Raw genomic sequence first — 25,328 nt, 5'->3', positions numbered from 1 at the left:
CTACAATTTGAGTAAAAAATGTTACGAATCTTGACTAAATTTTAAATAATAGCAAAAATAACAACACTCATTCTTGATGTCTAGAGGAAGGAAGTTTCATTGCGATCCATGCCAGAGATAAGATGATAACAAACGTCAGCGCGTTCGCAGGAATTTGCAGATTAAAGTCAACACTGCTATGGATTGCCAGTGCGACGATACTCATTGCAGTACCGAAGGCCGCCCCCCGAGCGATGCTAAGTTGCCGCACCCGCATTGCACGCAACGATTGCCACAATGTCATCCCCGTCAACAAAAACAAGAACCAGGCACCAATCCCAAGGTCACACATTAATTCAACGTAATCATTGTGAGCATGGTCAAAATAATCAGTAATCTCTGGTGGGCGATATCTGTTAAAGCTGTTGTAAAAACTACCCGCTCCCGTACCAAACGCCGGAAATTGTTTAATCATTGCCAGTGAATACTTTGCTGGCAATGAACGTTGCTCGACAGATTCTTCCTGCGGCGCTTCGGGGATTATCTGCGCAGCCGCACTTGCTGAGCCGCTTGCAGAACCGTTTGCTGCAATGCCTTTCACCGGCGCTCCGCTCGCAGCGACAATTTCAGTACGGTTAAGTCGCGACACCACCTTATCCAGACCGACCCAGGTACCAATCACGAACACGTCAACAATCACCAGACTTAAAATCAGCGTTGCCGTGGCAGGTGCAGTACGTCGGGACAAGACTATCGTGATGACGCCAACAATCAACATTGCCGAGAAGAAAGCAGAATTGCCCATACGCGAACGGGTAAGCACCAAGGCTATCACCATCACAACCAGCATCAGTCGCAGGCGCATTTTAGGACTCATCACAAACGTCAGCGCGGCAACCACACGCGATTTCCAGCCCGAATGTCCGGGGCCACCACGACCCAGCTTGGCAATCATCAAACCGATCCCGACTGCCAACGTCATTTCCATATAGCCCGCAAAATGGTTACGATTAACAAAGGTACCAATCACGTTTTCATGGATGATATCGACAAAAAACAGCCGATAATGAGCGCCGATAGAGAAAAGAAATACACCAACAATTGCCTGAAACAAACCGCTCCAGACTAAGACACTCATGAGGAGACTAAGGCGCTCCGCATCACGAACTAGGAGCAAGCACAGCATAAATACACTCAGATAAGACGTAGTCAGACCAAGCATCAGCCGACTCTGGTACACATCCAGCGATAAATGCATATGCCCTTGCAAACCGGCAATGACTTGCACGTTGTACGCCTCAGGCGAGAGCAACTGAATAACGGCGTCTGGCAAGGGTGTCACTTGCAATACAGAAACCATTAGAAACAAAAAGAAGATGATGAGCGGTGCGCGAAATTGATCCAGATGCTCGAGCATGGCATTAAGCTGCTTGCGCCAAACAATCAATGTCGCGCCAAACAAGATAGCTACCAGCGTTACCAATATAGCAATCGCCCAAGTACGATTGCTTGCCAAGGGCAACGGAAGGTAAACAATCAAGGCGAGCAATGCTCTGAATAACCAAATATCCGATGACGGGTGAGTGTTTTTCATTAACAAGCGAGTGAACAAGGAATACAAATGAATCGACAGATTAAGCGACAAAAGCAGCCACAATGATGGCGACAATTGAGGCCACAAAAATGCGATTGATTTCAAACATAAAAAAAAGGTAGCCTTGAGCTACCTTTTTTTACGAAGCATTGATGCTTAGTTGTGACTTGCTGAACCGCCGCCACCACCAGAGAAGGATGATGAAGGTGAACCGCTAGAGAAACCACCATTTGATGCATTACCAGCTTGTGCAACTTGGTTTTGTGCATTTTGACCAGCAGCAGTTGCAGGTGTGTATGCAGCTACGTCGTTCAAACCTTTGTTGTACGCTGCAACGATATCAGCATTTGACTGACTTGGATTGCCCGCCTTGATACCTGATTCAACTGCGTCAACGCTGATGCCAGCAGCAGCAGCAACACTAGCGATTGTCGCTGCGTCAGCTGCGTTCGCTTTTGTCAGCTCAGCGATTGTTTTAGCTGGGTCTTTAGACTCAGTCAACGCCTTGTAGATTACGGCGATTTTTGGATTTTTTTGTGCTGTTGCGTCTTGCGCAAAAACCTGAAATGCAGGAAGAGCTGCAGTCAGCACCAGGGCGATAACGCCTTGCTTAACGAATTTTTTCATCATAACTTTCCCCAAACGGATTTTTGTGTGAATGAAGTATAACCCAAAACCTCTTATGTTGCATAAATTTTTTGCAAACATGTTTACATTTTAGCAGCACTTTGAGCGGCAAAATGGTGTTTTTATTTAAAAAATGACAATACTTTCATCAGTGAAATGATATTCTTTCCGGACGCCAATGATTTTCTTTTTGAGACGAAAGTTTTGTGAACATTGCCTCACGCTCGCCGTTTTGGTGACGGGTGGTTGGCACAGCATCATCTTGCCAGCCAAGTCTGCACGAAACGAACATCCTACCTTACAATCGAGACCTATCAAAAATATAATGATCTTCGGAGCCTCCATGTCTTTCTCTCGAAATGCCTTTTTTAGCGCTGCCCTGCTTTGCGTCTCGCAGATCGCCGCTGCAGTCCAACCAGCCACTATCCGCGTCGACTATCTGCATAGCGGCAACGCCGCTTCTGAAAGCTATGCGCTTGCACGCGTTCTTGTGGAACCCTTACCTTGGTCGGGTAATCTACAGCAAGCCATTGACACCTCAGGGCTTGGCAACAACAAAGTAGAAATCACCGACCTCAAGACAGGCGAGTTACTGTACTCAAGAGGTTTTTCTACGGTGTTTGGTGAATGGAGAAGCACCGATGAAGCGGCAAAAATCAGCCGCGGTTTTGAAGAGTCCGTTCGCTTCCCCAAACCAGAACACCCAGTGAAAGTCAGCATTTACAAACGGGATGAGCACAACGTCTTCGGCCCTGCATGGAGCGTCGATGTCGACACGGATGCACAGGATGTCATTCGTAAGCAAGGCCCTGCACCTGCCAAGCCTATCCCGATTCACGTCTCTGGTGCCTCTGCCGAGAAAGTGGATTTGTTGATTTTAGGAGACGGTTATACTGCAGCCCAAATGCAAAAATTCAAAGCAGACGCAACACGACTGAGTCAGCATTTGTTTGAAGTATCACCATTTAAAGAACACGCAAAAGATTTTAATGTCTGGGCGATGGCGGTACCAACGCCAGAATCTGGCGTATCACGTCCATCAACAGGTGTGCACCATGCTTCCGCGTTAGGGGCACGATATGATATTTTTGGCAGCGAACGTTACGTCTTGACGACCGATAACCGGGCACTGCGCGATATCGCACAATATGCGCCTTATGAATTCATTGAAATTCTGGTCAATAACGACACCTATGGCGGTGGCGGTATCTTTGGGCAATTTAGTACTGCGGCAGCTAAAAACGATTGGGCGAATTATTTATTCGTTCACGAGTTTGGTCATCACTTTGCAGGTCTAGCAGATGAATATTACACGTCTCCTGTCGCTTACCAGCCAAGCACAACAAAGGTCGAACCATGGGAACCGAACGTTACTGCGCTTATGGATTCTGCCAACGTCAAATGGAAAGACAAGCTGACTGCGGGCACCCCAGTACCAACAGATTGGCCGAAAGAAGCGTACGACCAGCATTCTAAAGAGTATCAAAAAATCCGTGCAAATCTGCGCGCAACGAATCGTCCTGAATCAGAAATGAATGCCCTCTTCAGAGATGATCTCGCCTATAGCACAAAACTGTTTGCCGGAACTAAATTTGAACATGCCGTCGGTGCATTTGAAGGCGCGAACTATGAATCCACAGGGTACTACCGCCCTGCGATGCAGTGCATCATGTTCAATCGTACTGATCAATTTTGTGATGTCTGTCGCGCTGCAGTAGAAAAAGTGATTCTGATGTATTCCACACCGCATGCTACAGAGGCCAAAAAATAAAACATAGATTAATGACGTTAAAATGACATCGACGATAAGCGGCCTATTTTATTGAAAATCGTGATCAAAAAACGTCAGTCTCAACCTCTGTCTGTTATTCGTTGCATAATGGATTGGTGATGCGCAGCAGCATCACTTTAGTTGTCCTTTTTTTGGCTGCTACAACCCTTTTTATGCTCTCGCGATATTCCATGAAAAAACTTTCCGCCACGCTGGCAACTGGTTTTCTAGTTATTTACAGTAGCCTCTGCTTTGCACAAGAAAATCGGATCGACACTATCCGTCCTGACGCTCCTGAGCTTGCCCGTTACGGTCACTTGAAAACGGGTGTAAAGACACTGCGATTAATTCATACCGATCAGATTGATGTGTTAAAGGCAAAAGCTGGCGAGGCCATGCCGCATTATGATCGGCCATTAACCATAGAAGTTTGGTATCCAGCGATGTTAGCAGCAGGCCAGAAGCCCGGTAGTGCTCTAAAGGCGATGTCGCGGGATGGCGTGACGGAAGTCTCGTTGTGGGGTCAGGCCGTGAGGGACGCTCAGAGTGATACGGCCAACGGCCCCTACCCTCTATTGATCCTTTCTCACGGTTATCCTGGCAATCGCTTTCTCCTCAGTCATCTGGCGGATAATCTCGCTAGTAAAGGCTATGTGGTGGTATCGATTGATCATACAGACAGCACTTATGGTGATCAGGCAAGTTTTGCCAGCACCCTATTGAACCGTTCGCTGGACCAGCTATTTGTATTAAACGAGATGGCGCGCCTTAATGAGGACAGCAAATCAGGTTTGAAAGGGGTGATTAATGCCAATGTCACTGGCATCATTGGCTATTCTATGGGTGGGTATGGTGTCGTCAACACTGTCGGTGGCGGATTAAGTGACGCTGCGGTCAAGTCGCCTCTGGGTGTGCCAAATCAAGGACTCACCGTTCGTCAGGCAGGCAATGTCACGTACCTCGCATCGCTCGACAGTCGGATTAAAGCCGCAGTCGCCTTTGCGCCGTGGGGATGGAACTACGGCATCTGGGATAAGCAAGGTTTAGCGGGAATAAAAACACCGATCTTCTATATTGCAGGTAGCAGTGATGATGTATCTGGTTATGCCCCTGGCGTTCGCTCAATGTACGAAAACACAGTCAATGCACCGCACTACCTACTGACATTTGATAACGCTAACCATAATGCTGGTGCGCCAATACCCGCACCAAAGGAAACCTGGCAGTTTTCAGAAAAATTGCATTTCGTTCCTGCTGAACATTATCTGGATCCAGTGTGGGATAACGTTCGTATGAATAATATTTCACAACATTTTGTGACGGCGTTTCTGGATAAATATTTAAAAAATGATGCCAGCAAAGATGCCTATCTGGACCTCATTGAAAACGCCAAAGATGGTAAATGGTCAGTTGCAAAAGATGGTAGTCGCAATGCAGACCACACCTACTGGAAAGGTTTTCCTGCACGTACCGCAGCGGGGCTCCACCTAGAGCAAGCGAAACCACAAAACTAAATAATACCTGCGCGTAACATCAAATGACCGTGCCACATTAAAACAGCAGCAATAAGATCACTCATGCGACAATGACATTTTGCTCATTGTCGTATTTTATTATGCAGATTTTTTTGTTACGTACTACGCTGGCACAACTGGCATTGCTGTTGATCGGTGTCTTTCTTTTCGTCGATAGCACTTATCTGATGGCACAGAATAATTTTAGCTTTGGCGTCACGCTTCCTTTTGGCATCTCAATTTTTCTGATTTGCGCTGGATTAAAATGGCATCCACTTCACGCGTGGTTGCGACAAAAAGAGACAAGAAAACGCCTCTGGGTTGCTGGCTGGTCTATTGCTGCACTATGGCTCACTAGCGTGGCGGCGTTTTTTTATTTTATTCAGGCGGGGCATGATACTGACATCAAGCGTGTTCAAGGATCAGTCAAATCGATTGTCGTATTAGGTGCTGGTTCGGACCACTGTGGCACGACACCAACGCTAGCAGCCAGGCTTGACCTCGGTTATTTATGGGCACAACAATTTCCAGCAGCGCGGGTCATCGTCAGTGGCGGTCAGGATTTTGGTGAACAATGCACCGAAGCGCAGGTCATGGGAGATTACCTGATTGCTAAAGGCCTGCCAGCGTCACGTATTCTGCGAGAAGATCGCAGCACAAACACCTATGAAAATTTTATTTTCAGCAAACAATTGATGACACAAAACGGCATCCATACCCATGATGGTCTATTGATCGTGACGAGTGATTTTCATAGCGTGCGATCACGCCAGATTGCGCTGAAAGCAGGATTTGACAACATCGCGAGTGCGGGTGCAGATACGCCATTGGGCGTTCGCTACAACAGTTGGCTGCGCGAATATTTTTCGTTTATTAAAGGATGGCTGTTAGGCGAATATTAAACATTGCTCGTCATTTTTATAAAAAACAACGCCGCTCTGACAGCGGCGTTGTTTTTATTGATTTTGCTGATTCTGCTGATTCAATCTACTGACCAAAAAATTCTTCATGCACCAACCGCAATGCGAGTTTGCGGTCTTCTTGCTGCACCAGCATGTACGCAGCAACTTCACTTGCACCTGCTGCGGCCAATGTCACCCTAGCGCCGCCCGCTAAGGCTGCGGATAAGGCGCGGCTGGCAATCGCACTGCCAACATCTGAGGCATCTAATACGCCATCACCAACAACAGCAACAATCGCCACAGCATCATTACGGCTGACTTCGACGACACCTGCCAGATGATGCTCACTCAGTGCCTCGTAGGCAGCATCCAGATGGTCACGTGCAAGTAAAATATTGATGGCCGTTTGTGCCGTCAGCACACTCTTAATGTTGATGCCGTGCTGATCTAGGGTATTGGTGACCTGAGCCAAGATGCCGGGCTTAAATCCAACGCCAGGGCCATGCAGCTTCAGAATGGCAACGTCTTCTGTAGAACTGACACTTTTGACGACATCCTTGGTGACGTTGCGTTGGCCGTCGATGATGGTGTAAGGGTTGAGGCCGCGTTCAGGACGGGTGATATTGAGAATACGGATAGGAATATCACGATCAAATAAAGGCTCAACAGTACGCGGATGTAAAATCTTCGCACCAAAATAAGATAGTTCCGCCGCCTCTAAATAATTGAGTTGAGAAATCGAGCGTGGCGCACTGACTGCACCTGGATCTGCACTCAAAAATCCATCAACGTCTTTCCACACATCCAATGACTCTGCACCAATACAAGCAGCAATCGATGCCGCTGAGTAATCGGAGCCGCCCCGTCCAAACAAGGTTGTCTTGCCGTCTTTATCAACGCCATAAAATCCCGGCACAACGTAGACGACATCGGCAGCCAATGCTGCCGCAACGGGCGCAGTACTCGCAGCAAAGTCACAAGCCGAATTACCAAAGACGCCGTCTGTCACGAGACCGATATCTTCTGGTAAGGCTTCACGTGCATCGATACCCCGGCTCAGTAACACTTCCGTCAGCAACAAGCTCGATAAGCGTTCGCCGTAGCTCAGAATCGCATCATTGACAAAAGTTGGCACATCGCCGATGCAATGTATGCCTGTCAGATAACGGTCAAGTTGATCTAAGCGCTCACCCAATGCTTTTTCAGTGCGATCACGGTGAGCGACATCGCTGATATTCGCTTCCAGAATTTCTCGCTTTAATGCACGTAACGTCTTGGTGTAATTCTGGCTTTCTTTGAGTGCCGCTTTGGTACCTGCACCATCTTTTGCTGACTTAACGCAATCGATCAAGGCATTGGTGATCCCAAAAAAAGCCGAAACGACCAATACTAAGGGCCGCTGATAGGACTGCACCACATTGACAACACGGTCGATATCCTGTGGCTGACGTAAGTTTGACCCGCCAAATTTAACAACGATTTTTTTCATGCCTGAACCCCAAAAAAAATTTTACGGTGGTGCTTTTTAATTACTTTACCGACAACATGCGCTGATCGTTGGCAGACTAATGCGCAGGCCGGGTTTTATGAAATACCAGCGGGCTATACGGCACCGAAGATGGCGGCGGCGCTTGCAAGATGTGCTTCTTCATCGCGCCGATGATATGCATCTCGCATGGCTTACAATCAAATTTGAGCGTATATTTTTCTTCGCCTGTTACCAACGTCATTGGCTCGGCCTTCACCTGTCCTTGCACACCTTTGACACCTTTGGCTTGCTTTGGACACAAGTTAAACGAGAAACGCAGGCAATGCTTGGTGATCATTAACGATACCTCGCCTGGTTCTTCATGCGACTCATACGCAGCGGCAATCAGCTGCACGCTATGTTTTTTATAAAACTCACGAGCCTTACTGTTGTAGACGTTTGCCAGATAGCTCAAGGTTGTTTCCGGATAAGCGACGGGTGGTTCAACGGCAGGTGTGCGTTCTGGGCGTAACCAGGCCTCTGCGCGGGCGACTTCGTGTGCGGCGACCGCATCTCGGCGCAAGGCGTTGATGACCGATGATGGTACAAACCATGGCTGACGCAAACGCAGATCGACATTGGCGGCTTCAAACATGGTGTTACCGAGTTTTGCCAAGCTATCTCGTAATCCAGCCTCAGCCTTATCGGCTTGTTGTGCGACTTGTAAATTCAAGGCCACACTCACTGCCGAATGAACACCCTCTTCATCCGTTATTGCCAAACGCAGTCCTTGCTCATCATCTGACAAGGTCATCCACACCGGAACCCGACGTTCAGCAGATTTTTTGGTCAGTGCGTGTTCCCAACGTTGATCACGATTGCGATTAATCAACATGCCGACTTTGAGGCCGGCCAGCTCACTGACTTTTTCGTTCGGTGAAACGCGCCATGTGTCACCATTCTCGCTCTTACCCATGTGCTCAACGGTATTGGCCTGAATACCCATCACATCACGTTTGAGCATATAGTTAAGACCATCGCCATTTGCCATGGGCTCATTGGTTTCGATCTCAAACCAGGTCGTACCGATACGAGTAACATAGCCAAGATGCAAACCGACGTATTTCGGTGAATCGAACGCGCCGATATCGTCGAGGCGACCGTTCGCAAAATAATCGGTGTGACCACGATGGAAATTTTTGTCGACGTTTGGTGTAAAAGAAACCTGACTGCGACCGCTGGATGCCCGCGTAAACTCCGGACGGCGCTCTAAAATCTCATCGAGCAACATGCGATAGTGTGCTGTGATGTTTTTAACATAGCCCATGTCTTTGTAGCGGCCCTCGATTTTTAAGGACTGTACACCAGCATCAAGCAAGGCTTCCAGATTGCGACTTTGGTCGTTATCCTTCATGGACAACAGATGTTTTTCATAGGCGACAACGCGACCTTCTCCATCCGTTAAGGTATAAGGCAGGCGGCACGCTTGAGAGCAATCACCACGGTTCGCGCTGCGACCATTATCGGCATGGGAGATATAGCATTGGCCTGAAAACGCAACGCACAAAGCGCCATGCACAAAATACTCTAACGGCGTTTTTACTTCCGCTTTAATGGCTTTGATTTGCTCTATCGTCAGCTCGCGGGCGAGGACTAATTGAGAAAAGCCGACGTCACCCAAAAATTTAGCTTTTTCCACGCCGCGGATATCGCATTGAGTACTAGCATGTAGCTGGATGGGCGGGACGTCCAATTGCAGTATTCCCATGTCTTGCACAATCAGTGCATCCACGCCGGCATCATAGAGCTGATGAATTTGTTTGCGGGCGGGCTCCAATTCGGACTCGTGCAGAATCGTGTTCATCGTCACAAAAATGCGCGCATGATAGCGGTGTGCAAATTGCACCAGCTCGGCAATTTCAGTGATTTCGTTGCTGGCATTATGGCGCGCACCAAATGATGGGCCACCGATATACACCGCATCAGCGCCATGCAGGATCGCTTCTTTGCCTATCTCAATATTTTTTGCGGGAGACAGAAGTTCAGTTTGATTAACGAGCAAGCTCATGGCGAAGACCAGTGTAACAAGGAAAGGGCGAAATTATAACGAAATCAAGGGCTTATGTCCTGCATGCTATTCGCTTCATGGCGGTTTTTAGTGCAATTACAGCAAATACCAATGTCAATGTGTAAAGTCTTGGAGGTTTATTCGCGATTGTGATGCGATTGTGTCGGGATTCTGCAGAGAATTGCAGCATATTTTCGGAAAAAATATAATTTCATCTACAATTCTGCATAACGACACTCATTCAGCCTCAAAGAAGATAACTGCTACTTTTGCCCTTCTCTGGACCTACTTCATTTTCTTCTACTATTTATTTTCATCCATGTTTTTACCCATTCAACTGCGTTTTTCATTCAACACACCATTCTTAGTGGCGGGTGCCTGCCTAAGCTTTTTGTTGTCAGGTCATGGGGTTGCTGCGCAGTCTGTTTTACCAGAAAAATTAACGACGACCTTACAAAAAGCAGGGGTGCCAGCGAGCGGAATTGGTATTATCGTGATGCCAGTCAGCGCCAACGACGCCACGGCAGCGACACTGACCTATAACGCCGACTTACCTCTGCATCCTGCGTCAACAATGAAGCTGTTGACGACCATGGTTGCGTTAGATGAACTGGGGCCGAATTTTCGTTGGAAGACCCAGTTGCTGAGTGACCAGCCTATCGTATCAGACGTCTTGAACGGCAATCTTTATTTGCGGGGCGGTGGCGATCCTGATTTGAATTTGCAGAAGCTGGGCGTATTGTTGCGTGATTTACGCAATCTGGGACTGCGTTCCATTGAAGGAAATATTGTCCTTGATCGCAGCTATTTTCAGCCAGAACGCAGTGACATGAGTGTGCCAGCATTTGATGCGTATCCAAATGCCTACTACAACGTCATTCCAGATGCCTTGCTTATCAACAGTAATATCAGCTCAATTGCCGTTCAGTCTGACGACGATCATGTCCGTGTCAACTTATTGACGCCACTGAACAAGGTCAGGATTGATAGCCAATTGAGCATGATTAAAAAACCCTGCACAGAATGGGAAAAATATTGGCAAGCACCGACTCTAATGAGCAATGGCGACGACATCACGGTCAGTCTGAACGGTAATTTTCCACGCAATTGCAAAATCACCCAGCATCTGAATCTGCTAGACAGAAATCAATATATCGGCCATGCCATCCGTCAGTTGTGGCAAGAAATGGGGGGCACGTGGCAAGGGACGATGGTCGACGGCAAGGCGCCGGCAACAGCGCAACAATTGCTCGAACATCAATCCGAGACGCTCGCCGATACCATCCGTATCGTCAACAAGCATTCTGACAATGCCATGGCACGCAGTATTTTTCTGACCTTAGGTGCAGAGAGTGCATTGGGGATCAATGGCGATAGTAACAACAGCGCGCAACGGGCCGAAGCTCGCGTCCGCTCTTGGTTGTTTAAACATGGCATTAATGACACTAACCTGGTACTTGAAAATGGCTCAGGCTTATCGCGGATAGAGCAAATCAGTGCGCGGCAAATGGCTGCCTTATTGCTTGCCGCGTCGCGAAGTAATTGGTATCCGGAATTCGCTAGCAGCCTGCCAATAGCGGGCATGGATGGCACCATGCGCAAACGCCTCAGAGAGAGTCCTGCGGCGTTGTCATCAAGAATCAAAACGGGCACCTTAAAAGACAGTGTTGCCATTGCTGGTTACGTATGTGACGTACAAAAACAACAGTGGATCGTAGTCGCCATGGTCAATAGTGATAAGGCAGATAAGGCGCGTACTGCACTCGATATCCTGATCGACTGGGTGGCAACAGGTGGTGATGTGAGCGCGAGTAATGCCCCTGCTTTGTCGTCTGTACAGCCCATCGCTCATGGGCAAGAATCTCATTAATCATATTGACGATCTCACTCAATATTGGGACGAGTTGATACAACAGAAATTGAAGAAAATAAGCTATATAAATAAGCTATATATTATTTTTGTCTTTTTAAATTGCCAAAGCTTCGTTAGGATCGTTAGCACGCCCACGTATGATCTGACCATTCATGCTATGGATCATCATTATTGTTGACCTGGGCTCAATCCGCTGCTTACCGCACGCAATTTACATTGGAAAACCTTATGTCCGCTTCTTTATCACCTCGTTTACCGCGACGACGTTTATCCCTGTTGGTTTCTGCACTGTTTGTCAGCGGCATAGCCCCAGTAGCCTATGCGCAACAATCCACTCCATCAGCCGAAGTTGCCGCGCCACAAGCAGTGATTGTGACAGGTACACGCAGTCTCAACCGCACAGTGACTGACTCTGAAGCACCGATCGATATCTTTACGAGCAAGGATCTGCAGACGACTGGTGCCACCGATATTGGTAGTGCGTTAAATCGATTATTACCTTCTTTAAATTTTCCTAGCCCCGCTGTGGCAGATGCTACTTCCGCTAATCGTCCAGCGCAATTACGTGGCCTATCGCCAGACCAAACGCTGGTATTAGTCAATGGAAAACGCTGGCATACAACGGCTGTCGTGAACGTCAATGGCACTGTCGGACGCGGCTCATCGCCAGCCGATTTAAATACGATCCCGCTGTCATCCATTGATCACATCGAGATTTTACGTGACGGCGCAGCAGCGCAATATGGCTCTGATGCCATCGCAGGCGTCATCAATATCATTCTGAAAAAAGGCGCAACCGGTGGCGAGATCGCTTTCAGTGGCGGCGAATACAGTGAGCGTGATGGCCGCCAAGGTGATTTGAGTGCAAACTTTGGTCTTCAACTCGGAGAAAAAGGCTGGTTGCGTTTGACTGCTGAAGAAAAGCACCAAGGAACAACGAATCGTGCAGGTGCTGATTTCCGTAATCCACTCGAACCATTGTATGGCAAAGTGACGCAGCAACAAGGCGATCCGCAATTAGCGCAATACAATGTGGGCATCAATGCCGTTCTACCACTGACGAATGATATTGAGCTTTACACCTTTGCCAATGCAAGTCAGCGTGACACAAATGCAGCCGCAACATGGCGTGCTGCCTATACATCAGGCACAACGTTACGCTCACCACTCTATCCAACTGGTTTTTTACCAATTGAAGCTGCACGCAATATCGACGTTTCAAGTGTTGTTGGTGTACGTGGTCATGCGGATGGATGGCGTTGGGATACCAGTCTCAACTATGGCTACAATCAATTTAGACTCAACGTCAACAATACGGCCAATCTCAGTCTAGGCGCTAAAAGCCCGACCAGCTTCTATGATGGCCAGCTCCAAAATACGCAAACCTTATTGAACGTTGATGCAGCCAAAGAATTTGAATTTGCAGCATTAGCCAATCCAGTCACTTTTGCTTTTGGTGCAGAATATCGTCGCGATGAATATCAGATTAGCCCTGGCAACCCTAACTCGTATAGCGGTAGCGGTGCACAAGGTTTCTCTGGCTTTCAAGCGTCGAATTCTGGTGACTTCCGTCGCCATAGCACAGCGGTGTATGCCGATATTGAGACGGATTTAACGAAACAATTGAGTGCAAGTGCGGCAGTCCGTCATGAAGACTATAGTGACTTTGGCAGTGTGACGTCCGGCAAATTATCTGCACGCTTTGAGTTCAACAAACAATTCGCTTTACGCGCAGCGGCCTCTAATGGTTTCCGTGCACCTTCACTGGCACAAGAGAATTACACAATTACTAGCACGAACTTACTGACCGTCAATGGCACAACACAACCGATTGACACAGGTACGTTTGGTGTTGGAACCGCGGCAGCCAAAGCGTTGGGCGCAAAACCACTGGCGCCAGAAAAATCGAAAAACTTTAGTCTTGGTGGTGTTTTCCAACCAACAAAAAATGTATCTCTGAGCGTTGATGCCTACGACATCGAGATCGACAACCGTATTTTGTATTCTGGTAACTTAGTACTTCCTGCCAGCTTGCAAAGCGTCCTCGCTAGCCAAGGTGTGTTAGTCGGTGCAGCACGTTACTTCACTAATGCGTTAGATACCAAAACACGCGGCGTCGATGTGGTTGGCAATTACCAATTGTCGATCTCCGGTAGCGACAAAGTATTGTTAAGCTTGGGCTATAACCATAACAGTACGTCTGTCAGTAATGTCGCGGCTAATCCGGCTGTGTTGGCAGCAAACAATCTCACGTTAATTGACCGCCAATCAATTCTACGTGCAACGGCATCATCGCCAAAAGACAAACTGACGCTGGCTGCTGATTACATCCTGAATCAATGGACGGCGCACGCACAGGTAACACGTTATGGTAGTTTCCTGGTGCCACAAAATAATGCGGCCCAAGATCAGACCTATAGCGCCAATACTTTGTTGGATCTCGCTGCAAGCTATCGAATCGGCAAATGGACATTGACTGGTGGTATCAATAACGTGACGAACAAGTATCCGGATCAGGTTCAAAGTAGTCTCAATAGCGGCGGAACCCTGCCATACAGTACCTTCTCACCGTATGGATTTGATGGCCGTTATTTCTACGGAAAAGCTGCTTATAACTGGTAATCAGTGCATTTGCGTAGTGCATTTGCGCAGTGTATTTGACTTAGCAAAAAAAACGCTGGCGGTACGAAAGTACTCGCCAGCGTTTTTTTGTCAGAAGACAGTATGGGATGAGGATGGATGACAATAGCTCTACCGCTTATGCATAACGTTCACGTAATAACCGCAACATGGCCACATTCAACTCCCACGCGTCACTCACCACCTGATTCGTATATGGCAGCGTTTGTGTATAAGGCGCAGGCCCAAATTCTGGTGTGATCGTGATCTGTTGAACACCCGCATGACGACGCAACTCAATGATGGCATCCCACCAAGCCAGATGCTGCTGTAATGCATTGGCATGTTCTGGCGCTCTAAAATCATTGACTTGTGGTCCCTGACTATTACCAACGCGGGCGTGGATATGCTGCACATGCGGAAAGACCTGCGCCAGCGTCTGCTGCTGGTCTTCTAATAAGGATTCACACGCACAGCACCAATGGGATAAATCCGCATTGAATGCCAACGATGGCCGTTGCTGCAAATAAGGCAAAAGTAACATCGGATGTCCGGAAAAACGGCTGCGATGAATCTCATGCACAATCGGCACGCCGGTTTCCAGACTGATGCTCTCGGTCAGATCGAGTAATTCACTGTTTTGCGCAAAGCTGTAAAAATCCTTGCCAGTATGGGTATTCACAAACAAAGGCTGGGCAGCGCAGGCATTGAAAAGATACGCTGCCAGTGCTTGTTTATGGTCGTCAAAATCTGCATGGAGTGCCGTTTCCCATTGCTGGGCAATCAACAGCAAACCGGCATCCTCAATCGCTCTACACCAAGCATCCCGCTCCACCGCCACCATTGGCAGCGACATTTCGATACCATCAAATCCCGCCTCCTTCACTTGATGAATGAACGCATCGCGGCTCAAATGGGCACTCCCCCAGTGCGGGGCAAAGATAAAGACGTGTTGTGTCATGCGTCGTTCCAGATTGTTTGCTCAGAAAAAAAAGTAATCATTCAAACCCGCGTACCGGAAAACTAGCGTCGCGTTGTATCCAGTTTTGAGGCGAATACCGCGTCGCGCCATCGGTCACGTGCAACGTATAAGCATGTCGTGAGATCGCGGAACGATTCGGTGCGCTGTAATGCGGCAGCAAGCCATGAAAGCACACTAGCGTACCCGCTTTCACTTCTAGTGGCACGGCAGTCGCATCACTCGGCCACGGCATATCGGATAATTTTTCTACCGTCACGTGATCACCATGACGCACAAAACGTTCGCGCATGGGTGTCTTGTGACCACCCGGTTCAGCCCACAAACAGCCGTTTTCTAAGGTCGCATCTTCGAGTGCAAACCAGAAAGTCGTGACACTGACTGGATCAGTATCAAAATAGGTCGCGTCCTGATGCCAGCGGACTTCACCGCCGATACCGGGTTGCTTGAAAATATACATCGACTGCCAGATGGCTGGTTGTTGCAATCCCAACTGCTGCGCCACCTGCGCCAGCGCCGGACCACGCGAAAACGCGCTGAATACCGGATCAAGATCATGCATCGCGTGACCAATTTTGTTGATCGACAGCGATTTATCCTGCTTCAGGTTACCTTGTTCGTCAAACGCTTCCTCTTCAAAAAAGCAACTGATGTTATTCGCCGAGTTCAGAAAATAATGGTCGATGTGCTGTTCTTGCTCTTGGGTAGTAAAAATAGAGCTTGACGTTGTTGGATCAAAATCATTGACAATCATCGCCGCGCGCTCGCGCAAAGCGGCGATCTCGGTGGCAGTTTTAAAGTCAGGAATAAGCACATATCCATCTTCATGAAACTGGGTCATTTGTTGCTGGCTTAACATACGGTCTCCATAGTACGCATGATTTATCTACAAATTAGCTAGGCAATGCTTTCGCCTTATGCCCTTTGGTCCCGCGGTAAGTTTCAAGCGAACAGCGTGATCAGGCATGTTGATCTGACTCAAGTGTAATAAATTGCATCGCTGCACCACAATACAAAAAACGGTTGACAGATTGTCTCCATTTTATTGACAATAACAACATGGATCAGCTAAGAGCAATGGAAATTTTTGTTGAAGTCGCACGCCTTCGTAGTTTTAGTGCTGCAGGCAAGCAATTGGGCGTCAGTCGAGCACTGGTGAGCAAACAAATCCTACAACTCGAAACCGAACTCGGCACGCGCTTGCTACATCGCTCTACCCGCGAGGTCAGCCTGACAGAATCAGGGCACGCGTATCTGGATCCGTGCACTGCCAGCGTCGCGCAAGCCAGACTCGGGCGTCTGGCGATCACCCAATCGGTGAGCGAACTGGCCGGCGGGCTACGGGTACAGGCGCCGAGTAGTTTTGGCAGTGAATGGTTAGCGGATGCCATCGCAAGATTCACACTGCGACACCCTCAGCTGCAAGTGACGTTGCATGTTGACGATAACTTGCTTGATCCGTTTAAACATGGATTTGATCTTAGCATACGCGTCGGTGGGATTCCGGATAGCCATGGCTTACAGATGCGCACGCTAGCTCCTTGCCGCGGAATTTTATGCGCAAGTCCAGCCTATCTTGCCCAGTTTGGCACACCTCACCATCCCTCGGCGTTGCGTCAGCATCGGTGTCTACATTTTAGTCATTTGACACGGGGAGCCAACTGGCACTTTACGCGTGATCTGAATGGTGAAAGCGAGCAACTGACCGTTGATATTATTCCAAGTTTTAATTCGAATAACGGCAAAGTGCTCCATCAGGCAGCACTGCGCGGCGCAGGCATCGTCTATGATACGACGTTTCTCGCGTGGCGTGATCTCTTGGAAGGCCATTTAGTGCCCGTCCTGAGTGACTGGGATTTACCCTTAAATCATTTGACGGCACTCTATCCGTCTACTCGTACAGTAACCCCAAAAATCCGGACACTGATCGACTTTCTGGTCGAGCAATACCAGCCTGAGCCGGCATGGGATCGCGCCCTAGCTGCCGCCAAGCTCATCTGATCGGCAATAGGAAGCTGATTTACCCTAGCGCCGGTAAGGTGATCACGCGCTCAGGATAAGAAAGACTGGTTTGAGCAACTGTTATGCAGTAGCATCTCAACTCTTTGTCTTTCAGCGATCAGTGACGCATGTTTTCGTTTTCAGCTCTCATTTCTAGGTTTGGACATGGCGGGAAACCGTTGACGTCGATGAATCAACAATGGCGTCAGTTCTTGCAATTGTGCATGGTGACGATCGTCTGCGCACTCTGTGCATGCAGCACGAATAAACTAAAAAAAGAAGAGCCGCTTAAACCAGTGACACCACCAGCGGCGACATCGTTATCAGCGATAATCGCCAACGCCCCCTCGTCTGATCAGGTTCCGGGTATTGAAACACCGCCAACACCACGTGAATTCAGAGCGGTCTGGATTTCGACCGTTGCCAATATCGATTGGCCGAGTCGTCGTGATTTAAGCAGCGATAAGCAAAAAGCGGAGATCATCGCCATTCTTGATCAGGCTGTTCAACTCCGGTTAAATGCCATCGTTTTGCAAGTACGGCCAGCAGCGGATGCGATTTACCCTTCTGCGATCGAACCATGGTCTGAGTTTTTGACTGGCGAACAAGGTCGCCCGCCCTTTCCTTACTACGACCCACTGCAATTCTGGATTGAACAGGCACATGCAAGAGGATTGGAATTGCATGCGTGGTTCAATCCCTATCGCGCCCGCACTGCGGTGTCCAAGAGCAATGCCGCTAAAAACCATATCAGCAAAACTATGCCTGAGGTCGTGAAGCAATACGGCGACTTATCGTGGATGGACCCGGGCGAGCCTGGCGCTATGCAGCAAACCGTCGCCGTCATCACTGACGTGTTACGCCGTTATGATATCGACGGTATTCACATCGATGACTATTTTTACCCGTATCCGGTGAAGGGTGCCAACGGGAATGAATTGGAGTTCCCTGACGACGTATCCTGGCAAAAATATCTAATCAGTGGTGGTACGCTGAACCGCGCAGACTGGCGGCGGAGCAATGTGAATCATCTGGTCGAAGCAATTAATCAGGTTGTTCACCAGGGAAAAAGTTGGGTGAAATTCGGCATCAGCCCATTTGGCATCGGTCGTTTGGATAGAATGCCCACGGGCATTACGGGTTTTAGTCAATATGACAAACTCTACGCTGATGTTGAACTATGGCTCGCCAATGGTTGGCTGGATTATTTGTCGCCACAATTATATTGGCCCATCAATCAGGCGCCACAAGCGTTTAAAGTATTGAATTCCTACTGGCAATCGCAAAACCTACAACAACGCCATATCTGGCCAGGGCTGTACACGAGCCGTATTGACAACTCTGATCACTCATGGAGCGCGGACGAAATTCTGAATCAGGTTGATGCCCTGCGTGAACAAGGGGGGGATGGTCACGTCCATTTCAGCTTGATCGCTTTAAAACAAAATCGTAAAAATATTAGCCAACGTCTGGCGGCCGACAGATACACGTCACAGGCGCTAGTCCCCGCTTCCCCCTGGCTGGAAAATACCAATATAGCCCCACCGCAACTGACATTCTCAGAGGATAAGAAAAGTCTTACTGTCAAACTTGCCGATCCCGAGAACACGCGTTGGCTGGCAATCTGGAAACGGACCGATCAGCAATGGTTGTTCTCTGTGCAGTCAGCAACAAAACTGACGATTGATGTGAATGCCGGTGCGCCTGCGTCAGTGCGGCAAATCAGCGTCATGGCAATCAGTCGATCAGGTCAGGAAAGTATCAAGGCGAGCGCTGCAATCTAAATGATCTACCTGACTGCCAACACACATTGCCAAGGCAGTCAGGCTTTTGCAACAGACTCAGTCAATCCGTACATAGGTTTGCCGAATTGTTTCCATACTACCCAGATTAAAGTGCCACCACTCGCTGTGTATGCCCTGAAAACCAGCGCCAAACATCACCTTGCGTAGAATTTCACGGTGAACAATGTGTTGCGGTAAAAGCTGACCTGACGCCAACAGTGGTGGCTCCATATCCGGATGCGATCGTTCAGAAAACTCATCGAAGTGGCTACCCATATCAACTTCCCGACCAGCGATATCTACCAGCGTCACATCCACCGCCATCCCAAACGAATGAATTGACCCACGCACAGGATCAGCGACGTACATCTGTAAAGGTGTACCCGCCAAATGCTGCCACAGTAACTCCTGTACACGATGCGGACGCAATGCATCAAGCACCAGCAATCTTAAATCTGGATGTGCGTGCGCCAAGGTATCTACAGCACGCTGCAAAGCAGCGGCAGCCTCTTTATGCAACCACGCGCAATCCAAGGTCCCATACAAATCTCTGCCGACAAAGTTATGAGCGCCAACATAACGTAGATCAAGCAACGCACCGTTTACAGACGATAACCGGCAAAAGTCCGGATGTTCAGGTAATAATTCACAACGCATTCATGAGTTCCAGACTTATTTTTTACTATTCTGTCGCGCATCCGGACCAATGTCCAGATAACGCCAATTCGTGAAATTGACCGGATGACGCAAATAATTTTGCAGCCAAGCTTGCGTTACGTCTGCCGACAAGGGATGTGTGCGCAATACCCAGGGGTTGTAACCTTGCACCAGCAACGCCATTTGTCCATAAAGGCGGCGACGTTCTGGCGAGTCAGCTAATTTCTGCGACTGCTCATAGAGCTGATTAAATGCGGGTAAGTCAAAGCGAGCATAGTTCGCGCGGCCGATATTGCCACCGTATAACAACTGATAAAAATTTTCGCCATCCGGAAAATCAGCAATCCAGTCGGCCTCCGTCATCTGTACTTTTCCCAAGCGTGCCGCATGAATAATTTCAGAGTGCTTATCAGCTTTAAACTGAATCCGGATACCCAGCGTATCCATCGTTTTGCGCCAGACCTCATCGCGCAACCGCCCACTGGCATTGGCTTCCGTATGCATCAACAACTGCAATGGCTGGCCATTTGGTAATTGGCGGTAATGATCCGCACCGCGCTGATAGCCAAACTTATCGAGTAAAGCATTGGCGAGTTGCACATCATATTGCACCGGGCTGACAAAACCCGCGTCATACCCCAGAACGCTCGGTGGTAAAGGCGTCTGCGCCTGAATTGCTAAGCCCTTTTCCATCAGGCTGATGTCTTCTTTGCTGTTGTAAGCAAGTGCGATGGCGCGCCGTAAGGCAATTTTTTCTGGTGTATAACCGCCAACCACAGGGTCTTGCATGTTCATCCACATGTAGTAGGTCTGCAGTGTCGGGAACATCGCCAGTTGTACGCCTTGTTGCTGTAATTCCGGTTTGAGTTTGCCGTCTTTGAGTACCATTTCTGCTAATGGTGGCGGTACTTGCTCCAAGACGTCAAATTCACGGTTCAGAAAACCAAGTACCCGTGCCTGCTGCTCTTCAACAATACTGATCTCGACTTTATCTACGAGGGGTAACGCCTTACCCTTGAGGTGCGCGGCAATTGATTGTGCTACCGGATCGTTTCCTGCATCACCGTCAAATGGCGTTTGGCGGTATTGTGGATTTTTGCTGAGGGTAATCTGAAAACTCCGCTGCCACTGACTCACCACAAACGGTCCGGTACCGATGGGATGATTGCCCGCCTGATTGCCATAGGCATCCATGACTTCTTTTGCGACCGCTCCCGTCGCGGTCGTCGCTAGAATAAACAGGAAATTGGTGTCCGGCGCATTGAGTTTGATTTGTAGCGTGTACTTGTCGAGTGCCTTCAGACCTGCAATCGGCATGCGGATATCGAATTTTTTTCCAGCTGCGAGTTTATCTGCGCGTAATTGATCGTCGCCCTGCAATTTTCCTTCAAACATAAATAACCACGGGGATTTTAAACCGGGATCGTAGAGGCGCTTGATCGCGTAGATATAGTCGTCAGCCACCAATTCACGTGACTGCCCATGAAACGCCGCGTCGGGCGTAAATAAAATACCGTGCTGCAGATGCATGACATACGTTTTGCCACCATCGCTGATGGTCGGCATTGCTGTCAGCGTATTGGGTTTTAATTTGAGCGGGCGGGCCAGATAATCATAGGTCAACATCGGCTCAAAAATGTTTTCATTGATACTGACCGTGGTGATATCGGAGGCGACGGCAGGATCCATCACACTTTCTTGTTTGGTCAGTAACAGATGTAATGTTTTCAGCGGTGCGGCGGTACTGATGATGACTGCAGACATTAAACCGAGTGCGGCCAATCCTTGTCTGCAAAAAAACCGTAATTTCATTCTTTTATCCTATGTTGAGACGCGGCGGGTCGAATCACGGAACATCACCTGTCTCGATTCACATGTAGTGCTGCAGAAGTAATGCTTCAAAGGCAACGTGTCACATAAAACCATTCTTCACCCGGTGCAGCGCCATCATCCGGAAAAATAATTCTGCCAGCGAGTTCGGCACGTAGCTCGGTGCCGTCGTAGCGTACTGCAATTAACTCATTCAGCTCGATGGCATCAAAACTCTGCCAGTTGCGCACCAACCGATCTTGTTGATGATAGCGGTCAATCACATCATAAATGCGCAAGCTTTCCATCTTCTCTTGCGCAACTGGCGGACTACCTGCGATCAGCCCCAGATGCGTAAGGGTGTTGATGATTGCCCGATAAGCAACGTCGGGCGCCCGCGGGTCAGTATGCGATCCACACTCTAAGGTCACGCCGTAGCCACCGACCGAGCGCATATATTCCGTGGTACCAACACCAAATTGTGCACCAGCATTAGCGATCACACTGGCATCTTCAGTTCCAGATAACCGCTGCTGGCGACGTGTAACGCCACGCGCATAGGTGCTCAGCCAGCCATCAACTAGGCGTGACACACCCACGCGGACAGCCATCGCCCATTCAGCCTGTGCATGCTGAAAAGGCTCTAATATGCCGGTATTATTTTGCGGCCCTATCATGACAAAAGGTTCGCCATCACCAACAAACGAATGCAAATCTAACAGCACGTCGTGTGCCGCCAATAACGGGCATAACCAGTTGGCGACGTGATCTTCAAATTCTGTTGGAGTTGATGTCGGTAACAATCGGCGATTCAGATTACGCTCACCCTGACGCTGTCCACGTTCAAAAGCCAAAGGATTCGTTACAGGTACGAGGGTCAGGTGACCAGCGATGAGTCTGACTTTGCCTGTAGCTAACTCGTCAATCAGCCGACGGATCGCTACCGTACCGCAGGTTTCATTCCCATGGACAGCGCCGGTAATGATCAGACGTGTGCCTGGCACCGGAGAGTCATAGCGATGACTATTAAAAGAGAAATCCGTCATATTCATTCGTTTTTTCAGAAATACATAGCGTGGCTGGATGCTTAACCACGGTCAGTCCATGGTCAAAGATCAATTTTTTTTGCGCCCAAATAATGGATCAATCTTGATCAGCGCCGTCACGATAAAAGTAGGAATGGCGGATAAACAAATCCAGACAAAAAAATGTGCATACCCCAGCGCGGCTTGCAGTGCACCGCTGAACATACCAGGTAGCATCATACTTAAGGCCATAAAGCCGGTACAAATGGCGTAGTGGGCTGTCTTATGCTCACCTTCAGCAAACATAATCATGTACAAAATGTACGCTGCAAAACCAAAGCCGTAGCCCATCTGTTCTATCGCGACAGCAATACCAACCAGCAATACATGTTGAGGCTGACAGAATGCAAGATACACGTATACCAAATGTGGCACATTAATCGCCAACGCCATCGGCCACAAACACGTCTTCAAGCCAAAGCGCGCAATCGCAGCGCCGCCAAGTAAGCCACCTGCGGTTAATGCCAGCATGCCGACACTGCCGTAAATAATACCGACTGCCTGGGTCGATAAGCCCAGCCCGCCTTTAACGACATCATCCAATAAAAAGGGCGGTGCCATTTTAACCAGTTGCGCTTCACCAAACCGATAAAATAATAGAAAAGCAATGCTCAGTAACAGATTTTTCTTTTTGAAAAACTCTCTGAAAACCGTCAAAAATTGCCCCACATTAGCGTTCGATGCGTCTTGTCGGAGGTCTGCAGAGGGATAAGGCAACACCCGTTTGTGATACAAAGCAAGTCCGATAAACAACACACATAACGCGGCAAATACAGCGCACCAGCCTATATCGACACGTCCGGTGACATCTTTCAGACTCCCTGCCAGATAAACCAGCGCTCCCTGCCCCGCCAACATCGCTATCCGATAAAACAGACTACGAACACCCGCATAAGCGGCTTGCTGATGCTGCTCCAGCGCCAACATATAAAACCCGTCGACACTAATGTCATGGGTAGCGGCACTAAACGCAATGAGCCAAAATAGGAGCAAGGTCAATTGAAAAAAACCTGCCAAGGGAATGATCAATACAACAAGACCAAATAAGGCCCCGATCAGTAGCTCCGTGCAAACAATCCAGAGACGCCGTGTTTTGAGTAGATCAACAATCGGCGACCATAACGGCTTGATCACAAAAGGTAAATACAACCAGCTTGTATATAAAGCAATATCCGCGTTCGATATGCCCATATTTTTGTACATGATCACTGACAAGGTCATGACCACGACATAAGGAATTCCTTGACCAAAATACAAGGAAGGAATCCAACGCCAGCCGTTCAGTGTGGGAGGTGCGACAGATTTTTCTGGTGTCGGGGAAGCTGCACTCGTCGTCATTTTTATTTTTTCGTTCTCTATTTAACGGAGAAGTTCAGTACAGCATTGCTCACATTCTCAATAACAACTGTGTGATCAACAGGTTAGTCGCCATGCTTACTTGTACTTACTTTTGTAGATTAGTCTGCCAGTGTACTTTTCCATACATACGTCGGGCAATAAGCAACCTATAATAAACGGAAATACATTAAAAAAAGCACCACGATAGTAGCGCTAGCTGTTTTAAACTACATTTTTTTAAACTATCAAGCCAAAAGACGATTTTATCGATCTTAATTAACCGTAATGACCCTGACCAACGACCACATTTATTCTGCGAAGCATGACATCTATGCTCCGCCACAATTAGGCTTGGGGATCGATACCGGCGGCACACAAACTCGGTGGGCGCTTGCGCGGGCTGACGAGGACATCATTGCTAGCGGCACAGCTGAGGGACTTACTGCCCTGCATTTTGATACGGTAGAAGGAAAAAATACCTTTCAACACGTCTTTTCTGCCCTCGCCGCGACGGTGGGTGCACACGGCACTTTATGCACGGTCAGAGCTGGCATTACTGGTTTTGGTGATAATACTGAACATCTCCAGAGCACGCTGGCAACCATTTTTAAAATACCAGAACATCATGTTTGCGTTGGTAATGATGTCGAAATTGCCTATCTCGATACGTTCCGGCCAGGCGCAGGTTATCTCATTTATGCTGGCACCGGTTCTATTGGCGTCTACATTGACGAACAAGGACAATTTCATCGCGCCGGTGGCAGAGGCTATTTACTGGACGATGGAGGTAGCGGATTCTGGATTGCCCGTGAAGCCTTGCGTCACATCTGGCGCCTAGAAGATGAAAGCCCTGAGCAATGGCGTACTTCGGTGCTTGCACGCAGTATCTTTAAATTCATTGGTAGTAACGATTGGAAACAGTCACGTGAATTCATTTACCAACGTAGCCGAGGCGATATCGGCAAACTGGCGTTAGCTGTTGCCAGCGCAGCAGATAAAGATGTGGTTGCGCTGGATATACTCAAACGCGCTGGTGAAGAACTGGCACGGCTTGGTATGGCGATGTGCAAACGTTTTGGCGAGAGGCCAATTGCACTGAGTGGACGCGTTCAAGAACTCCATCCTGTCATTGCGGAATCCCTGCGCGCTCATTTACCACCGAAGATCAGTTTCAGACAAAAACCTTGCCAGGCACATTTTTCTGCTGCCCGACTTGCAGCAAAACAATTAAAATTGATATCTTCATCCACTTAATGCTCC

Annotated in this window: 18 protein-coding genes; 8 read left to right on the top strand and 10 right to left on the bottom strand. The window is 48.5% G+C overall.

All coding sequences use genetic code 11. The features are described 5' to 3' along the window. Positions 1 to 67 precede the first annotated feature (67 nt). Both ACO0KV_RS10100 and ACO0KV_RS10095 read right to left on the bottom strand, forming a co-directional pair. The gene (locus ACO0KV_RS10100; protein ID WP_423042402.1) at positions 68 to 1,573 is read right to left on the bottom strand and encodes an O-antigen ligase family protein; all 1,506 of its coding nucleotides are present in this window, start codon (positions 1,571 to 1,573) and stop codon (positions 68 to 70) included. Between the two features lie 156 nt (positions 1,574 to 1,729). Continuing rightward, positions 1,730 to 2,203 carry a hypothetical protein gene (locus ACO0KV_RS10095; RefSeq protein ID WP_423042401.1) on the bottom strand — a complete coding sequence of 158 codons (474 nt, stop codon included), beginning with the start codon at positions 2,201 to 2,203 and terminating at the stop codon, positions 1,730 to 1,732. Between the two features lie 340 nt (positions 2,204 to 2,543). On the opposite strand from ACO0KV_RS10095, the gene ACO0KV_RS10090 reads away from it, so the two are divergent. The 3 genes from ACO0KV_RS10090 to ACO0KV_RS10080 all read left to right on the top strand — a co-directional run bounded on the left by ACO0KV_RS10090 (position 2,544) and on the right by ACO0KV_RS10080 (position 6,387). Further along, complete coding sequence (locus ACO0KV_RS10090; protein WP_423042399.1) at positions 2,544 to 3,971, top strand: M64 family metallopeptidase; 1,428 nt, start codon at positions 2,544 to 2,546, stop codon at positions 3,969 to 3,971. Positions 3,972 to 4,162: 191 nt separating this feature from the next. Next, positions 4,163 to 5,485, top strand: coding sequence for an alpha/beta hydrolase family protein (locus ACO0KV_RS10085; protein ID WP_423042397.1), 1,323 nt, complete (start codon positions 4,163 to 4,165; stop codon positions 5,483 to 5,485). Positions 5,486 to 5,598: 113 nt separating this feature from the next. After that, positions 5,599 to 6,387, top strand: a complete 789-nt coding sequence (locus ACO0KV_RS10080) for a YdcF family protein (RefSeq protein ID WP_423042395.1) — start codon at positions 5,599 to 5,601, stop codon at positions 6,385 to 6,387. 85 nt (positions 6,388 to 6,472) lie between these two features. On the opposite strand, the gene ACO0KV_RS10075 is transcribed toward ACO0KV_RS10080, so the two are convergent. Then, complete coding sequence (locus ACO0KV_RS10075; RefSeq protein WP_423042393.1) at positions 6,473 to 7,876, bottom strand: aspartate kinase; 1,404 nt, start codon at positions 7,874 to 7,876, stop codon at positions 6,473 to 6,475. A 76-nt stretch (positions 7,877 to 7,952) separates the two neighbouring features. Then, positions 7,953 to 9,923 (bottom strand): peptidase U32 family protein, encoded by a 1,971-nt coding sequence (locus tag ACO0KV_RS10070; protein ID WP_423042391.1) that lies wholly within the window; start codon positions 9,921 to 9,923, stop codon positions 7,953 to 7,955. 319 nt (positions 9,924 to 10,242) lie between these two features. Between ACO0KV_RS10070 and dacB the strand changes: the two genes are divergently transcribed. Together dacB and ACO0KV_RS10060 are read left to right on the top strand one after the other, a co-directional pair. Then, positions 10,243 to 11,793: a D-alanyl-D-alanine carboxypeptidase/D-alanyl-D-alanine endopeptidase gene (gene dacB, locus ACO0KV_RS10065; protein ID WP_423042389.1), complete on the top strand. Its 1,551-nt coding sequence runs from the start codon at positions 10,243 to 10,245 to the stop codon at positions 11,791 to 11,793. A 231-nt stretch (positions 11,794 to 12,024) separates the two neighbouring features. Continuing rightward, positions 12,025 to 14,418 carry a TonB-dependent receptor plug domain-containing protein gene (locus tag ACO0KV_RS10060; RefSeq protein WP_423042387.1) on the top strand — a complete coding sequence of 798 codons (2,394 nt, stop codon included), beginning with the start codon at positions 12,025 to 12,027 and terminating at the stop codon, positions 14,416 to 14,418. A 136-nt stretch (positions 14,419 to 14,554) separates the two neighbouring features. On the opposite strand, the gene ACO0KV_RS10055 is transcribed toward ACO0KV_RS10060, so the two are convergent. Together ACO0KV_RS10055 and ACO0KV_RS10050 are read right to left on the bottom strand one after the other, a co-directional pair. Continuing rightward, positions 14,555 to 15,376, bottom strand: coding sequence for a sugar phosphate isomerase/epimerase family protein (locus tag ACO0KV_RS10055; protein WP_423042385.1), 822 nt, complete (start codon positions 15,374 to 15,376; stop codon positions 14,555 to 14,557). Positions 15,377 to 15,413: 37 nt separating this feature from the next. After that, positions 15,414 to 16,253 carry a phytanoyl-CoA dioxygenase family protein gene (locus tag ACO0KV_RS10050; RefSeq protein ID WP_423042383.1) on the bottom strand — a complete coding sequence of 280 codons (840 nt, stop codon included), beginning with the start codon at positions 16,251 to 16,253 and terminating at the stop codon, positions 15,414 to 15,416. Positions 16,254 to 16,471: 218 nt separating this feature from the next. On the opposite strand from ACO0KV_RS10050, the gene ACO0KV_RS10045 reads away from it, so the two are divergent. Both ACO0KV_RS10045 and ACO0KV_RS10040 read left to right on the top strand, forming a co-directional pair. Beyond that, positions 16,472 to 17,395: a LysR substrate-binding domain-containing protein gene (locus tag ACO0KV_RS10045; RefSeq protein ID WP_423042381.1), complete on the top strand. Its 924-nt coding sequence runs from the start codon at positions 16,472 to 16,474 to the stop codon at positions 17,393 to 17,395. Between the two features lie 128 nt (positions 17,396 to 17,523). Further along, the gene (locus ACO0KV_RS10040) at positions 17,524 to 19,179 is read left to right on the top strand and encodes a glycoside hydrolase family 10 protein (RefSeq protein WP_423042379.1); all 1,656 of its coding nucleotides are present in this window, start codon (positions 17,524 to 17,526) and stop codon (positions 19,177 to 19,179) included. A 57-nt stretch (positions 19,180 to 19,236) separates the two neighbouring features. Here the strand turns inward: ACO0KV_RS10040 and ACO0KV_RS10035 are convergent, their stop codons facing one another. The 4 genes from ACO0KV_RS10035 to ACO0KV_RS10020 all read right to left on the bottom strand — a co-directional run bounded on the left by ACO0KV_RS10035 (position 19,237) and on the right by ACO0KV_RS10020 (position 24,068). Further along, positions 19,237 to 19,836: a M15 family metallopeptidase gene (locus tag ACO0KV_RS10035; RefSeq protein WP_423042377.1), complete on the bottom strand. Its 600-nt coding sequence runs from the start codon at positions 19,834 to 19,836 to the stop codon at positions 19,237 to 19,239. 15 nt (positions 19,837 to 19,851) lie between these two features. Next, positions 19,852 to 21,648, bottom strand: a complete 1,797-nt coding sequence (locus ACO0KV_RS10030; RefSeq protein ID WP_423042375.1) for an ABC transporter substrate-binding protein — start codon at positions 21,646 to 21,648, stop codon at positions 19,852 to 19,854. An 86-nt stretch (positions 21,649 to 21,734) separates the two neighbouring features. Next, entirely contained in the window at positions 21,735 to 22,691 is a 957-nt protein-coding gene (locus ACO0KV_RS10025) for a succinylglutamate desuccinylase (protein ID WP_423042373.1), read from the bottom strand. 69 nt (positions 22,692 to 22,760) lie between these two features. Beyond that, entirely contained in the window at positions 22,761 to 24,068 is a 1,308-nt protein-coding gene (locus ACO0KV_RS10020) for an MFS transporter (protein ID WP_423042371.1), read from the bottom strand. A 285-nt stretch (positions 24,069 to 24,353) separates the two neighbouring features. On the opposite strand from ACO0KV_RS10020, the gene ACO0KV_RS10015 reads away from it, so the two are divergent. Then, positions 24,354 to 25,322: an N-acetylglucosamine kinase gene (locus ACO0KV_RS10015; RefSeq protein WP_423042369.1), complete on the top strand. Its 969-nt coding sequence runs from the start codon at positions 24,354 to 24,356 to the stop codon at positions 25,320 to 25,322. The last annotated feature ends 6 nt before the right edge of the window (positions 25,323 to 25,328 follow it).

Origin of the sequence: Undibacterium sp. RuRC25W (assembly GCF_049339825.1) — a bacterium.
Classification (GTDB): Bacteria; Pseudomonadota; Gammaproteobacteria; order Burkholderiales; family Burkholderiaceae_D; genus Undibacterium.
The sequence above is the reverse complement of the archived record's forward strand: the minus strand, read 5'-3'. Positions and strand labels throughout refer to the sequence as shown.

Bases quoted from the DNA above. Each gene is read 5' to 3' on its own strand.
- ACO0KV_RS10100 (WP_423042402.1), bottom strand. From the start codon at position 1,573: ATGAAAAACACTCACCCGTCATCGGATATTTGGTTATTCAGAGCATTG.
- ACO0KV_RS10095 (WP_423042401.1), bottom strand. From the start codon at position 2,203: ATGATGAAAAAATTCGTTAAGCAAGGCGTTATCGCCCTGGTGCTGACT.
- ACO0KV_RS10090 (WP_423042399.1), top strand. From the start codon at position 2,544: ATGTCTTTCTCTCGAAATGCCTTTTTTAGCGCTGCCCTGCTTTGCGTC.
- ACO0KV_RS10085 (WP_423042397.1), top strand. From the start codon at position 4,163: ATGAAAAAACTTTCCGCCACGCTGGCAACTGGTTTTCTAGTTATTTAC.
- ACO0KV_RS10075 (WP_423042393.1), bottom strand. From the start codon at position 7,876: ATGAAAAAAATCGTTGTTAAATTTGGCGGGTCAAACTTACGTCAGCCA.
- ACO0KV_RS10070 (WP_423042391.1), bottom strand. From the start codon at position 9,923: ATGAGCTTGCTCGTTAATCAAACTGAACTTCTGTCTCCCGCAAAAAAT.
- dacB (WP_423042389.1), top strand. From the start codon at position 10,243: ATGTTTTTACCCATTCAACTGCGTTTTTCATTCAACACACCATTCTTA.
- ACO0KV_RS10060 (WP_423042387.1), top strand. From the start codon at position 12,025: ATGTCCGCTTCTTTATCACCTCGTTTACCGCGACGACGTTTATCCCTG.
- ACO0KV_RS10055 (WP_423042385.1), bottom strand. From the start codon at position 15,376: ATGACACAACACGTCTTTATCTTTGCCCCGCACTGGGGGAGTGCCCAT.
- ACO0KV_RS10050 (WP_423042383.1), bottom strand. From the start codon at position 16,253: ATGTTAAGCCAGCAACAAATGACCCAGTTTCATGAAGATGGATATGTG.
- ACO0KV_RS10045 (WP_423042381.1), top strand. From the start codon at position 16,472: ATGGAAATTTTTGTTGAAGTCGCACGCCTTCGTAGTTTTAGTGCTGCA.
- ACO0KV_RS10040 (WP_423042379.1), top strand. From the start codon at position 17,524: ATGTTTTCGTTTTCAGCTCTCATTTCTAGGTTTGGACATGGCGGGAAA.
- ACO0KV_RS10035 (WP_423042377.1), bottom strand. From the start codon at position 19,836: ATGCGTTGTGAATTATTACCTGAACATCCGGACTTTTGCCGGTTATCG.
- ACO0KV_RS10030 (WP_423042375.1), bottom strand. From the start codon at position 21,648: ATGAAATTACGGTTTTTTTGCAGACAAGGATTGGCCGCACTCGGTTTA.
- ACO0KV_RS10025 (WP_423042373.1), bottom strand. From the start codon at position 22,691: ATGACGGATTTCTCTTTTAATAGTCATCGCTATGACTCTCCGGTGCCA.
- ACO0KV_RS10020 (WP_423042371.1), bottom strand. From the start codon at position 24,068: ATGACGACGAGTGCAGCTTCCCCGACACCAGAAAAATCTGTCGCACCT.
- ACO0KV_RS10015 (WP_423042369.1), top strand. From the start codon at position 24,354: ATGACCCTGACCAACGACCACATTTATTCTGCGAAGCATGACATCTAT.